Genomic DNA, 14,271 nt, shown 5'->3' with positions numbered 1-14,271 from the left:
AAATTGTTTCTCATCCAAATTTAAAAATTATATTTCTATTTGTCGATAAAATCCAATTCTTTTAGGTTTTGAAACTCAATTTAGACGCTTTTTTTAAACAAAAAAGACTACAAAATTTGTAGTCTTTTATAATATGTTGTGATATTTGTTTAATCAATTTTCTTCGTCCGAACAATTTTCGTTGTAAATAAACTGATAATCTTTTCTAATTTTTAATCCAAAAATTCCTCTTTCAAAAGTATAGATAATTTGGTTTTTAAATAACATTCTTTTATAATCAATAAAAAAACTTCTTGTCATATAAGAATATTCATAAGCATTATCACTTAGATAGATATAAGTAGTTTTACCTCTTTCATGGCTATTCCTTCCACCAACTTCTGCAATCATATTTGTATAACAGTATGTTTCATTTATAGGATTCATTCCTGTCAAATAATTAATAAGAAAAAATGCATTAATTATCATCGGAACAGTAACTCCAAAAAAATAATTTCTACCTAAAATTCCTACTTTTATGATATTTTTCTTAATTAAGATATGACTTATTATGTACAGTAAAATAATAGCTGCTACAAACCAATAAAAATTAAGAACAGTTTCAAATATAACTGTAACAAGTAAGATAAAATTAAGAATACTAAAAACTATACATTTATCTATTTTAGTCATTACTAATCAACAATCTTAAAATCCAATTGTTTTTGAATCAAATTAGCTTTAATCACTTTTATTTGAACCTGATCTCCCAACTGATATCTTTTTCCTGTTCTGGATCCGTAAACAGCATGGGTAGCTTTATCATACGTGTAAGAATCATCCATAAGATCTCTTAATTTGATCAATCCTTCTGCACCGTTTTCAGGAATTTCTACCCAGAAACCGAATTCAGCAACACCTGAAATAACACCACTGAAAGTCTCTCCCAAATGTTTCTCCATGAATTTCACCTGCATGAATTTGATAGAGTCTCTCTCAGCATCAGCTGCCAATCTTTCTCTTGAACTACAATATTTTGCTTTCTCTTCAACTTCTTCTCTACTAGGAGATTTTCCTCCATCCAGATAATGCTGAAGAAGACGGTGAGCGATCAAATCCGGATAACGACGGATAGGAGAGGTGAAGTGAGAATAATAATCAAAGCCCAAACCATAGTGACCGATAGGATCTGTAGAATAAACTGCTTTACTCATACTTCGCATCGCTAACGTTTCAACCATATTTTCTTCGCCTTTTCCTTTTACATCACTTAGTAATTGGTTTAAAGATTCTGCTACTTTTTTGGTATTCGCCAAATCCATTTTATATCCGAAAGTAGAAACAAAATCTCTTAAAGCTTCTAATTTTGCAGGATCCGGATCATCGTGAATCCTGTAAATAAATGTATTATTTGTTGGCGATCCTTTTTTAGATAATGAAACGAATTCTGAAACCTTTTTATTTGCTAAAAGCATGAATTCTTCAATCAAATGATTTGAGTCTTTACTTACTTTAAAGTACACTCCGATCGGCTGATTATTTTCATCAAGATTAAATCTTACTTCGCTTCTGTCAAACGTAATCGCACCTTGTCTGATACGTTCTGCACGCATGATTTTCGCTAAATTATCAAGAACTAAAATCTCTTCTGTATAATCTCCTTCTTTATTTTCAATTCTTTCCTGAGCTTCCTCGTAAGTAAATCTTCTGTCGGAATGAATTACCGTTCTACCAAACCACTGTTTCTGAATTTCTGCGCTGTCATTTAATTCAAAAACTGCAGAGAAAGTAAATTTATCTTCGTTTGGTCTAAGTGAACAAACATCGTTACTTAAAACTTCCGGTAACATCGGAACAACTCGGTCAACTAAATATACCGATGTAGCTCTTTGATAGGCTTCATCATCCAAAATAGTTCCCGGAATTACGTAATGAGAAACGTCTGCAATGTGCACTCCAATTTCCCAATTTCCATTATCCAATTTTCTTATAGATAAGGCATCATCAAAATCTTTTGCATCTTTTGGGTCAATCGTAAAGGTTGTAATACCTCTCATATCCCAACGTTTTGCAACTTCTTCTTCGGTAATTCTTCTGTCGATTTTATCGGCATCTGCTTCAACTTCCTCAGGGAATTGATAAGGCAGACCATATTCCGCAAGAATAGAGTGGATCTCAGTCTCATGTTCTCCAGGAGCACCTAAAACCTTGATAATTTCACCTTCAGGATTTTTATCACCAGGTCTCCATTCTGTCATTTTTACAACAACTTTATCACCATCCTGAGCACCTCCGAATTTTCCTTTTGGAATAAAAATATCTGTGTTGATCGACTTTTTATCACAAACAACAAATCCGAAATCTTTATGGGTAACAACCTGTAAAGTTCCTACAAATTCTGTTCTGGTTCTTTCCAAAACCTCTAAAACAGAACCTTCCATTTTCTTTCCTTTATAATTATAGGTGACGATTAAAACTTTATCACCCTGTAGCGCATCTTTTACATTTTTAGAATGAATGAAAACGTCATCTTCAAGACCTTCAACTCTTACATAGGCATTTCCTGACTGGTTAAAATCAATGGTTCCGGTTAAAGTTCCTTCAATATTCAGGTTTAATATATATTTTCCTTTTTCAGTTTCCTTAATTCTTTCAGAACCCTGAAGTTTATGTAAAGCCTGAATCACAAGCTCTCTCTGTCTTGGATTTTTATAATCAATTCCGTCTGAGATCTGCTTATAATTATAGATCTTCGTAGAATTTTCAGTCATGAAACGAAGGATCAATCTGCCGATTTCCATCAGCTTATGATCATTTTTCTGACTTATATATTTTTTCTTTTTTGGCATTTTTTAATTTTCTTTATTAATTACTTTTGGTTTTAAAATTCATTATTAAAACCACTTTTTTCTTTAAAATCATCTAAAAACTTATTATATAAGATGATTTTATTTTTTGTTTAGTTTAAACAACTACATCAATTTTCCTTCCTTTTTTATAGTTGGATTTTTGTTTTGTATAAATTTAATACAAATATGGAGAAGAGGGGAGAAAAACCTTCTATTAAATATCTGTTAAATATTATATAGGTTTTGAGAAGTAAGTATGGAATATGTTCTCTATTCAACACGCAAATATACAAAATAAAAAATAAATAAGGCTTGCAATTTGATTTACAAGCCTTTATATGTTTAGCAAAATGCTATTTTGTCAACTCTGCCTTGGTGTCTGCCACCTTCAAAATCTGTAGAAAGAAATTTATTTACTATTTCAATAGCTACCTCTTTTGAGATGAACCTTGCAGGAATCGAAATCATATTCGCGTCATTATGCTGTCTTGCCAAACTTGCAATCTCGGGCATCCAACAAAGAGCGCAACGAATTTTCTGATGTTTGTTCGCCGTGATCTGAACACCGTTTCCGCTTCCGCATAGAAGAATACCCAGCTCATTTTCTCCATTTTCAACAGAGGTCGCTGCTGGGTGTACAAAGTCAGGATAATCCACACTGTCTGTGGAAAACGTTCCAAAATCCTGAACATCAAAGTTTTCTGATAAATAGTTCTTAACAATCTCCTTATACTCGAAGCCAGCGTGGTCTGCAGCGATAGCAATTTTTCTTTTCATAATTCTTGAATTAAACTTTTTTAGACATATTTCCACACAAATGTAAGTATAATGTGGATAACTCTTGAATTTTTGGGGATTAATTGTGAAAAGCCTTGTGAGTAAGTGTTGAAAAAACATCTGAAGTAAATGTTTCGTAACATTAAAAAAAGTTGTAATGAAAATTGCCTCCAAAAATTTTAACACTTTTTTTCAAAAAGTTTACTCAGAGATTTCTTCAACTTTTCCATAAATCAGTTATTAATAATCGGAATTGGGGAAAAGTTATCCATATTTGTTAGTAACCAACCGAAAAATCAGATTAACAATGGATTATAATGTAAATAAGATGTTAGTAGCATAAAAATTAAGTGTTATAAAGTATTTCAAAAAAACTTATCCCCCAAACTAACAACACTCAACAACAACTATCATTCTTTTTTTTATAAAGAAGAAAATATTGTTGATAGGTGAGTGATGGTTCTGCGAATAACTTTTCTGAAAACTTTTATCCGGTTGGAGCTTTTCAAAAATTTTAAAATCTTACATTTGTGAAACGAAAATTCAACAGAAATTTATGAAAACAATCAACGATTTCAATTTTAAAGATAAAAAAGCTCTGGTAAGAGTGGATTTCAATGTTCCGCAGGATGATCAGCTTAAAGTTACAGACAACACAAGGATCGTAGCCGTAAAACCAACGGTTGAGAAAATTCTCAATGATGGAGGTTCCGTAATTTTGATGACACACCTTGGGAGACCCAAAGGAGAAGTGAAAGATGAGTTTTCTCTAAAACATATTCTTAACGAAGTCTCTTCTGTGCTTGGCAGAGAAGTAAAATTTGTAGAAGAGTCTATCGGAGAGAAAGCTGAGCAGGCAGCTGCAGATCTTAAACCGGGAGAAATCTTATTATTGGAGAATCTACGTTTTCATAATGAAGAAGAAAAAGGTGACGAAGGCTTTGCAGAACAACTTTCTAAGTTAGGGGATGCTTTTGTAAATGACGCTTTTGGTACTGCGCACAGAGCTCACGCTTCTACAGCAGTCATTGCAAACTACTTTACTTCAACTAAATTTTTCGGTTTGTTAATGGCTAATGAACTAAAAGCTATAGATAAAGTTTTGAAAAGTGGTGAAAAGCCTGTTACAGCTATACTTGGTGGATCTAAGGTTTCAACTAAAATTACCATTATAGAAAATATCCTTCCTGCAATTGATAATTTGATCATCGGTGGTGGAATGGCATTTACTTTTATTAAAGCTCTTGGAGGAAAAATCGGAACTTCATTGGTTGAAGAAGATAAATTACCTCTTGCTCTAGAAATTTTAGGAAAAGCTAAAGAACACAACGTAAAAATTTATCTTCCGTCTGATACGATGATTGCTGAAAGTTTCAGTAACGACGCAGAAAGAAAAGAAGTAGATATTTACGAAATTCCTGAAGGATGGATGGGATTGGATGCTGGTCCAAAATCTAGAGATCAGTTCAATGACGTTCTTTTGAATTCAAGAACAATTTTATGGAATGGCCCGATTGGAGTTTTTGAAATGTCAAACTTCTCAGCGGGAACTGTAGCTCTTGGGGAAAGTATTGCTGAAGCTACAAAACTTGGAGCTTTCTCTTTAGTTGGAGGAGGAGACAGTGTTGCTTTTGTAAAACAATTCGGTTACGCAGATAAAGTGAGTTATGTTTCTACCGGAGGTGGAGCAATGCTTGAAAGTCTGGAAGGTTTAGAACTTCCGGGTGTTGCTGCTATCAACAAATAAAATTTTTAAAAAAGATATTTTAAAGTCTGCTGAATCTATCGGCAGACTTTTTTTGTTTTCTGATTTTTCTAAATTCTTAAAAATTACTATTTTCTCAAAAATGTCAAAAAAATGGCTTTCAGAACTATATTTAAAATTAAAAAACTAGAATTCTTAAGGTATTTGGACATTATTTTGAATTAGAGCTTAAAAATGTATGTTTTTGAAAGTATTTACTTTTTTGAAACTTACTTTTTCTCTTTCCGAGTGGATTTCTGTCCAAGTTGTTCTTCCTTAGAAATTATAATTTAAATTTTATTTTCCTAGATGTATTTCTTACGGAGGAGTAGAGTGAGTGTGATGAAGAATTATTAAATAAAATATTTTGACTGTACTCAGAATTTGAATGCTCATAGCAGGGGTGTAGGCTAAATTTTTTTCAGAATCTGATTTTAAGGTGACTAGAAAATTATATTTTAAAAATTTTTAAATGCCTAATTCTTCAAAATTCAAATCCATTTATTGGCTTACTAATATGTTACCAACAATTTTAATCGAAATAATTGGAATTTTTAAGAATTTTCTCTTTTCAAAAAAAATTGACGGAAAAGTTCAGAGTAGGAGAGGAGCTGGAAAAATAAAAACTCAGGAAAATATCCTGAGTTTTGCTTTTTTTAATCGAAATTGATGAAAATTCACCTCTATAAATGCCTTAAAAATCGATTTTCTACTTTTTTTCGATAATGTATATCAAACTTGAAAATTCGTTAGAAAACAATGCTTTTACGTTAGAAATCGTTCCGTAGATAGTTGCTTTTACCCAAAAAAGAGGAGATTTCTTGTATTTTTCGCTCAACATGGAGATATAATAAGAATCTAAGACCAAAGGTTTGATTTTTCTCATTTTCCAATTGGGTTTCTTTGAAATTAAATTTTCCATTCCGTTTTTAGAAAAATGATAGATGTGTCTCGGTACATCGTAAGCTGCCCAATATTCTTTATAATGTTTTGCATCATAAGAAGTAGGGTTGGGAACAGCGATAATTAATAATCCTTTTTCTTTTAATTTTTTATTGAAGATTTCCAGCATTTCATCCTGATTTTCCACGTGCTCGAATACATGCCATAAAGTAATTGCATCTAAACTTTCATCTTCAATTAGATTGATATTATCTAAAATTTTAGCTTTCGTAATTTTACTTTGAGCTGCTTTTCTGGCATCTGAATCAGGTTCAAAACCTAAAGTTTCAAAATCATTTTCTATATATTTTACAAATTCTCCTGCGCCACAACCGTAGTCTAATACTTTAGAACCTTTATTAATTCTATCAATAAGGATCGTTTTTTTGTATTGCAAATTGAAAGATTGTAGAAATTTATATAGCTTTTCTTTTAAGCTTCCGGAATCTTGGTGGTGAGAAATATAGTCTTCACTTTCATAATATTTTGAAATATTCGATGGAATAGGGGAGGTCTTGAAGACTCCTTTTGTTTCTGTTTCTTTAATTTCAAATACTTCCTGAGAAAGAAAATGATCTTTAATTTTCATTTAAATAACTTCTTTTAAATTAAAAATTAAGATATTTAGAAGATAAAATAACCTTATAAATACCTTAATTTTTGTCTATATTTTATAGATGTTTCACGTGAAACATTTCTTAATTATCGTCCTAAATAGACCATTAAAACATTAATGTCAGCAGGTGAAACACCGCTAATTCTTCCTGCCTGAGCAAGAGTTTTTGGTCTTACTTTAGTCATTTTTTGTTTTGCTTCTGCAGAAAGGCTTGATATTTTTATATAATCAAAGTCTTCAGGAATCTTTACATTTTCCAAACGATTAAGCTTGGCAACGTTCTCTTTTTCCTTTTCTATATAACCTTTATACTTGATATTTACCTCTGCCTGTTCTCTTACTTCATCGTCAAATTGAGAAGTAAATTCTTTAATAACATCAATATTATCCAGTTTTTCCAGTGTAATATTAGGTCTTGTAAGGAACTGAGCGGCTCTGTAAGCTTGGTCTACAGGGTTGCTTTCTATGCTTTCAAGGATAGGATTTATAACGCCTGGCTTTAAAGAAGTTTCTCGCAAAAAGGCTTCAAGTTGCTCACTTTTAGCGATTTTCTCATTAACTCTTACTAATCTGTCTTCTTTTGCTAAACCTAGTTTATATGCCTTTTCAGTTAGCCTGATATCTGCATTATCCTGTCTTAAAAGAAGCCTGTATTCTGCTCTGGAAGTAAACATTCTATAAGGTTCTTCTGTCCCTTTTGTGATCAAATCATCGATTAAAACACCGATATAAGCTTCATCTCTATTAAGGATAAAGTCTTCTTTTTCGTGTACTTTATTGTGAGCATTTATACCTGCAATTAAGCCTTGTCCTGCTGCCTCTTCATATCCTGTTGTACCGTTGATCTGACCTGCAAAGTATAGATTTTCGATCAATTTTGTTTCTAAAGTATGCTTTAGTTGAGTAGGAGGGAAGTAGTCATATTCAATTGCATAGCCCGGACGGAAGACTTTTACGTTCTCAAATCCTGGAATATGTTTCATTGCTTTGATCTGAATATCCTCCGGAAGAGAAGAACTGAATCCATTTACATAGATCTCAACAGTCTTCCAACCTTCCGGTTCTACGAATAACTGATGTCTTGTTCTCTCTGCAAAACGGTTAATCTTATCTTCAATACTTGGGCAATATCTTGGCCCTAAACTCTGAATTGTACCATTAAACATTGGGCTTCTATCGAAACCTTCACGTAGAACTTCATGTACCTTTTCGTTGGTATAAACGATGTGGCAACTTAATTGTTTGGTTAACTTAGGCGTATCTAAATAGCTGAATTTTTGAGGATTTTCATCTCCTTTTTGTTCTTCCATTTTAGAGTAATCTAAGCTTCTTCCATCTACGCGGGGTGGGGTACCGGTCTTCATTCTTCCGGCTTCGAAACCTAAAGAAACCAGTTGTTCTGTGATTCCAAAAGCTCTTGGTTCACCCATTCTTCCGCCACCTAATTGTTTATCTCCGACATGGATTAATCCGTTAAGAAAAGTACCGTTTGTAAGGACAACGGATTTAGATTTTATCTCAATTCCTAATGAAGTTACAACTCCAACGGCTCTTCCATTTTCAATAATTAAGCTCTTAACCATATCCTGAAAGAAATCAAGATTGGGTGTATTTTCTAATGCAAAACGCCATTCTTCTGCGAAAAGCATTCTGTCATTTTGTGTTCTTGGAGACCACATTGCAGGACCTTTTGATAGGTTAAGCATCTTGAACTGGATAGCAGATTTGTCTGCTATAATTCCTGAATAACCTCCCATTGCATCGATCTCTCTTACGATCTGTCCTTTTGCAATACCTCCCATTGCAGGGTTGCAACTCATTTGTCCGATCGTCTGCATGTTCATTGTAACAAGCAGAGTCTTGGAACCCAAGTTCGCTGCTGCAGCTGCTGCTTCACATCCTGCGTGACCTGCACCAACTACGATTACATCGTATATTTCTGATATCATTTTATATTGCTTGTTTTAAGCCTTAAATTTTAATCTTTTTAATAAATGTTCCACGTGAAACATAGTTCCCAGATAAGGTCTGAATGAGCCTTTATCTTGTATTATCTAGCCCCGATTGTAGCATTTGTTTGAGCTCTTTTTTCTTTGAAAAAGAAAAAAAGCGAGTGCGGAAAGCGGGAATAAGCTTCTAAAAAAATTGAGAGATTGAGAGATTGTGAAATTAAATAATTCCTGGATCTCTGAATTTCTAAATCTGTTAAGAATACTTTGCTAAATAAAAGTCTTCTTTACTACGCATTAACTTTTCTTCTTCCTCCGTTTTATCTTTATATCCTGAAAGATGAAGAATGCCGTGAGCCAAAACTCTTCGAAGCTCTTCTTCGTATTCTTTGGATAGGGTAGAAGCGTTGTCTGAAATGCGCTGCAAAGATACGAAAATCTCTCCGCTTATTGTTTTGCCTTTCACGTAATCGAAAGTGATGATATCTGTGTAGTAATCATGCTGTAAATAATCCTGATTAACTTTTAATAAATACTCGTCATCACAGAAGATATAATTGATGTCACCAAGCTTTTTTCCTTCTGAAAGAATAATATCTTCCAGCCATTTTGTGTAGTCTGTACTTACAGATTCTTGTAAGTTTTCGTAAAAGAATTGTATCATTGTTTTAAAACCAGTGTCCTAAAATAACACTGAATATGCCTTTTTGATTATTTTTAAGTGAGTGGCTGAAATTAAGCCTTATCTGACCGAAAGGAGATTTGTATCCTGCGGAAACTCCGAGTGAACTGTAATTAAGTTTTACGGCATCTTGAAAATTAATATCGTCGGAAAGATTTGCGAAAGAAAAATTCCCGCTGAAAAAATAGTTCTTGTTAAATTTGAATTGAAGATCATTTGAAACCAACACAACATTATTAGAATTAAGCTGTGCAAAGTAGAAACCTCCAAAGCTTTTGAAGTTAACCATATTTTGTTCGAAAATTCCTCCCAATCTGTATTGATAGAATTGAGGAAGATTTTCTCCAAGTGTAACTCCACCATAAAGATTTAAACGATAGGAGAATTGTTTTGTAAGTGGAATATTAATTCTGATATCTGCTTTTATCTGAACAAGTCTTTTGTCGACTTCGGATTTCATTAAATCAATTACCTTTCCTTCTGCTACAATATAGATCCCTTTTGTAGGGAAATCTCTGTCGTTTTGGGTATCGCTTTTTAGAAATACGTAAGGGTTTAAAAATCGACCTATTCTTTTATTTGTACCGTTGGCTCCAGCATCGAAGTAATCGTGGCTAATACCTCCTCCGATGGCAAACTTATCTCTCCATACAGATTGAATGTAGGCTTCATTTCTGAACCATTCCCATTTATCTATACCATAATTATTTCCATCTTTCAGATCAAAACTCATTCCTGAAGAATAAAGTCCGAAACCTGGAATATATCCGTTATCTATAAAGTAGTTTAAATAGTATCTAGGTTTATCACCAACGACTACATCGAGAGAAAGATTCGAATTTTTAAAGAGAAGACGTTTAGCAGAATAATTTACAAGTAAGCCTGTTTTGAAAATTTCATCATAATGAAGACCGAATTTTACAAAGTGTCTGGCATCATCTTCCGTTACATAAAGTTTGAGATAACTTGCGTCATTCTCCGAAATGATATCGTAATTAATAAATTTATAATTATTGGTAGCTACAAGCTTATCTATTTTTTTATTAATGCTTCCATAAGTTTGAAGAGAGGGGAGACGCAATCCCATTTTTCCTAAAACATAATTTTTCCCGAAGATTCTTCCTCCGTCTATAGCGATGCTGTCAATTTTATAGACATTAGAATAAATTGGATTCACCCGTTGGCGGAGTCTGTCGAAAGATCGCTTGGGAAGCTGGTCTAATATTTCTGTGTATTTTAAACCTTCTACATAACCACTATCGAGAATTTTTTTCTTTTCGTCGTAGCTTGTGGCCGTCATGCCTTTTAGATTAGGCTTAATATTGATGTCTGTGTATTTGTATTGACGTTTGGTATCTTTATGGATGTTCATGTCAATAACCTGATTTAGGATCGCTATAATACTGTTTAAATCCTCTCTTGTCGATAGATCCTGGTTAAGATCCACACCAATGACGATATCGATTCCTTTGTCCTTTAATGGCTTCGAAGGATAGTTTACCGTCATGGCTCCGTCGATGTAAATACTGTCACCAATTTTTACAGGATCCATTAAAGATGGAAATGCAGAACTCGCCATGATTGACTGTACCAAATCTCCTTTTTCGAAGATCTGCATATTTCCGCTTTCAAGGTTTGTAGCAACGCACATGAAAGGAATTGGAAGTTTTGAAAAATCATCAATTGTGGAAACATTTTTGAAAAGCTCTTTCAGTAAATAAACATTTTTCTGCCCAGAGCTGATGGAAGAGGGTAGTGTAATTTTTCCGTTTTTTAAAGGAATTGATAAAAGATATTTGTCTACGGATTTATTGAAGAAGGTACTTTCCTGTCGGGATTTCGGATCCATGATTAGAGAGTAGAAATCTGTATCCATTACAATTTTCTCAATTTCCTTTCCGGAATATCCTGAAGCGTACAAACCTCCTACAATTGCACCCATACTTGTTCCGGCAATATAATCGACTTTTACTCCTAAAGAATCTAATACTTTAAGTACCCCGACATGAGAAAAACCTTTGGCACCGCCACCAGCAAGTGAAAGTCCTATTCTTGGGTTTTTAGGAATCACTAAATTCTTTTTTACCTGAGATTGTATCAAAAGTAATTGGAATACAAATAAGAGAATCAGGAGTTTTCTCATAATTAATCTTTTATATAAATCCGTTTCACCCGGGGCGAAATAGAGGTTAATACTTCGTATGTGATGGTTTTGCAATATGCTGCAAATTCTTTTAAACTTGGTTTTGAGTTGAAGACCGTTACAGTGTCGCCTTCCTTTACATTGGGAATATTGTCTACATTCAGCATCATCATATCCATGCAAATGCTTCCTACGATTGGAGCTAATGTTTTGTTGATCCCTACTTTTCCTATTTGGTTGCCGATTAATCTTGGAATTCCGTCTGCATATCCTACAGGAATTGTGGCAATTTTCGTTAAATGGTCTGTTTTATATCTTCTACTGTAACCTACTGATTCTCCGTTTTCTACCAGAGAAATTTGAGAGATAACCGTTTTAAAACTTACAACAGACTGTAACTGTTTCTGTATTTCACTATTTGGTGATTCTCCTAGCATTCCTATTCCAATTCTCACCATATTGTATTGATGATTGGTATAACTTGTTATTCCTGAAGAATTTAAAATATGTCTAAGAGGCGAATATCCTAATTTTTCAATAAAATAACTTGAATTTTTTTCAAAAACTTCCAATTGTTTTAAAGTAAATTCCTTCTCCTCCGGTACATCTGAAGACGATAAATGACTGAAAATACTTTGAACTTTCAAGTTTCTTTCATTTAAAGTTTCGCTTAATTGATCCAATTCAAAATCTTTAAAGCCAAGTCGATGCATTCCTGTTTCTAATTTAATATGAATTGGAAATTTTTTATCGTAACCAGATTTCTGAACTGCTTCATAAAACAAATCCAAAACCCTGAAACTATAAATTTCCGGCTCTAAATTATATTCAATAATCGCATCATAACTGTGTTGCTCAGGATTCATAACAACGATAGGAGTGGTAATTCCCTTTTTACGAAGCTCAACACCTTCATCGGCATAAGCTACACCAAGATAATCAATATGATGATGTTGCAAAAACTCTGAAATTTCATAACTTCCTAATCCATAAGAGTTTGCCTTTACCATTGCCATCATTTTGGTTTCTGGTTTTAGTAAAGATTTATGGTAATTAATGTTGTGAAGAATAGCATTTAAATTTACTTCTAAAACAGTATCGTGTTTTCTGAGTTCAAGAAGATCTTTCAATTTTTCGATCTCAAATTTTCTTGCTCCTTTTAATAAAATGATCTGATTTTCTAGTTCTGTAAGATGTTTGCTGTCAATTAATTCCTGAGTATTAATAAAAGTAGAAGTTTTAGATTTAAATAAATCACTAAACTTTGATATTTCATCTCCTATCAGGAAAACAGAGTCAAATTTTTGTTCATTCACAAGCTCTGAAACTTCTTCATACAATTCCTGAGAATTAGAATTTACACCTACAATATCCGTTAAAACCAAAGATTTTTTAGTTTTATTGTACTCATTTAAAAATTGTAAAGCAGTTTTCAGAGAATCAAGATCTAGGTTGAAAGAATCATTGATAACAATATTATTTTTAATTCCTTCAATCGCTTCAAGTCGCATTTCTACGGCCTTTAAAGCGTTGATTTTTTCGACGATCTTTTGATTTTCGATGCCTAGCTCTTTAAGAACTGTAATCAGCGCCAAAGCATTCGTTAAAGTTGCTTCGTCTCTTTGATTGGCCGGAAAACTTATTTCCTCACCAAAATATTCTACAACAATATTTTCGTCTTTAGAAATATTATTCTTAATGAAAACATGATTGTGACCTTTAAAGCCGTAGGATATTAATTTTTTACTTGAATATAATGCTTTTATTTTTTTGTCTACCAATTCATTATCGCCATTGTAAATAACGGTTTTGGAATCTTTAAAAAGCTTAATTTTTTCATCAATTAATTCTTCCTCAGATTCAAAATTGGCTGCGTGGGCAGTTCCGATATGGGTAAGCAAACCAATTTGCGGATGGAAAATATTTTCCAGTTTCTGCATTTCGTTGGGCTTGGAAATTCCTACTTCAAAAATTCCCAATTTGTGAGACTCGTTGATTTGAAGCAAAGAAAGCGGAAGCCCGATTTGAGAATTAAAACTTTTAGGACTTTTCACAGTCGGGAATTCATTCCACAGACATTGGTACAACCATTCTTTTAAAATAGTTTTCCCGTTGCTTCCCGTAATTCCAATAGATTGTAAGGTGGTATTTTCGAAATGATATTTTGCTAATTTTTGAAGAAAATCAATAGAATTCTCTACGATAATCCACGTTACATTTTCAAACTGCGGAAATTGATGTTCAGAAATTATGATCGTAATTCCTCTGTCAATAGCAGCTTCAATAAACTTTTCCCCTGAATTTTTTTGAGTATTAATTGCAATAAAGGCGGCATTTTTTGTTGAATAAATGATCCTGCTGTCAAAAGCTATCGTTTTGACAATTAAATTTTCATCTCCAATAATCTGTGAATTGGTGATTTCTGCAATTTGTTGTACTGTATAATTCATTGGTGCCCCTTCTGCTTTATATTTTGTGTTGGTTGTTTTTTATTGATTAATTGGATGATTGGATAAAATTTTTCGTCATTCCATTTAAACAAAATATTTTTTTCATTAAATCTAAAATAAATTTAGACTTAAATTTAATC

The 14,271-nt window shown here is 32.9% G+C and carries 9 protein-coding genes; 1 reads left to right on the top strand and 8 read right to left on the bottom strand.

Annotation, left to right across the window (positions count from 1 at the left end):
* Positions 1–153: 153 nt before the first annotated feature.
* The 3 genes from A0O34_RS09345 to rpiB all read right to left on the bottom strand — a co-directional run bounded on the left by A0O34_RS09345 (position 154) and on the right by rpiB (position 3,605).
* On the bottom strand, positions 154–672 hold the full coding sequence (locus A0O34_RS09345; protein ID WP_066754020.1) for a hypothetical protein: 519 nt from the start codon (positions 670–672) through the stop codon (positions 154–156).
* A 2-nt stretch (positions 673–674) separates the two neighbouring features.
* Positions 675–2,828 (bottom strand): ribonuclease R, encoded by a 2,154-nt coding sequence (gene rnr, locus A0O34_RS09340; RefSeq protein ID WP_066754015.1) that lies wholly within the window; start codon positions 2,826–2,828, stop codon positions 675–677.
* A 342-nt stretch (positions 2,829–3,170) separates the two neighbouring features.
* A complete protein-coding gene (gene rpiB, locus A0O34_RS09335) occupies positions 3,171–3,605 on the bottom strand; it encodes a ribose 5-phosphate isomerase B (RefSeq protein WP_066754013.1) in 435 nt (144 codons plus the stop codon).
* A 556-nt stretch (positions 3,606–4,161) separates the two neighbouring features.
* Here rpiB and A0O34_RS09330 point away from each other — a divergent pair.
* A complete protein-coding gene (locus tag A0O34_RS09330) occupies positions 4,162–5,352 on the top strand; it encodes a phosphoglycerate kinase (protein WP_066754011.1) in 1,191 nt (396 codons plus the stop codon).
* A 706-nt stretch (positions 5,353–6,058) separates the two neighbouring features.
* Here A0O34_RS09330 and A0O34_RS09320 read toward each other — a convergent pair.
* From A0O34_RS09320 to A0O34_RS09300, 5 genes are all read right to left on the bottom strand, one after another.
* Entirely contained in the window at positions 6,059–6,880 is an 822-nt protein-coding gene (locus tag A0O34_RS09320; protein WP_066754007.1) for a class I SAM-dependent methyltransferase, read from the bottom strand.
* Between the two features lie 113 nt (positions 6,881–6,993).
* A complete protein-coding gene (gene mnmG / locus A0O34_RS09315) occupies positions 6,994–8,856 on the bottom strand; it encodes a tRNA uridine-5-carboxymethylaminomethyl(34) synthesis enzyme MnmG (protein ID WP_066754003.1) in 1,863 nt (620 codons plus the stop codon).
* A 256-nt stretch (positions 8,857–9,112) separates the two neighbouring features.
* Positions 9,113–9,520, bottom strand: a complete 408-nt coding sequence (gene ybeY, locus A0O34_RS09310) for an rRNA maturation RNase YbeY (RefSeq protein ID WP_066754001.1) — start codon at positions 9,518–9,520, stop codon at positions 9,113–9,115.
* Positions 9,521–9,524: 4 nt separating this feature from the next.
* Positions 9,525–11,681, bottom strand: coding sequence for a patatin-like phospholipase family protein (locus tag A0O34_RS09305; RefSeq protein WP_066753999.1), 2,157 nt, complete (start codon positions 11,679–11,681; stop codon positions 9,525–9,527).
* A gap of 2 nt (positions 11,682–11,683) precedes the next feature.
* Positions 11,684–14,131: a bifunctional UDP-N-acetylmuramoyl-tripeptide:D-alanyl-D-alanine ligase/alanine racemase gene (locus A0O34_RS09300; RefSeq protein ID WP_066753997.1), complete on the bottom strand. Its 2,448-nt coding sequence runs from the start codon at positions 14,129–14,131 to the stop codon at positions 11,684–11,686.
* Positions 14,132–14,271 lie beyond the last annotated feature (140 nt).

The organism is Chryseobacterium glaciei, from assembly GCF_001648155.1.
GTDB lineage: Bacteria > Bacteroidota > Bacteroidia > Flavobacteriales > Weeksellaceae > Chryseobacterium > Chryseobacterium glaciei.
This window is presented reverse-complemented; position numbering and strand designations above follow the sequence as displayed.

Coding starts and splice junctions, on each gene's coding strand:
- A0O34_RS09345 (WP_066754020.1), bottom strand. CDS start 672: ATGACTAAAATAGATAAATGTATAGTTTTTAGTATTCTTAATTTTATC.
- rnr (WP_066754015.1), bottom strand. CDS start 2,828: ATGCCAAAAAAGAAAAAATATATAAGTCAGAAAAATGATCATAAGCTG.
- rpiB (WP_066754013.1), bottom strand. CDS start 3,605: ATGAAAAGAAAAATTGCTATCGCTGCAGACCACGCTGGCTTCGAGTAT.
- A0O34_RS09330 (WP_066754011.1), top strand. CDS start 4,162: ATGAAAACAATCAACGATTTCAATTTTAAAGATAAAAAAGCTCTGGTA.
- A0O34_RS09320 (WP_066754007.1), bottom strand. CDS start 6,880: ATGAAAATTAAAGATCATTTTCTTTCTCAGGAAGTATTTGAAATTAAA.
- mnmG (WP_066754003.1), bottom strand. CDS start 8,856: ATGATATCAGAAATATACGATGTAATCGTAGTTGGTGCAGGTCACGCA.
- ybeY (WP_066754001.1), bottom strand. CDS start 9,520: ATGATACAATTCTTTTACGAAAACTTACAAGAATCTGTAAGTACAGAC.
- A0O34_RS09305 (WP_066753999.1), bottom strand. CDS start 11,681: ATGAGAAAACTCCTGATTCTCTTATTTGTATTCCAATTACTTTTGATA.
- A0O34_RS09300 (WP_066753997.1), bottom strand. CDS start 14,131: ATGAATTATACAGTACAACAAATTGCAGAAATCACCAATTCACAGATT.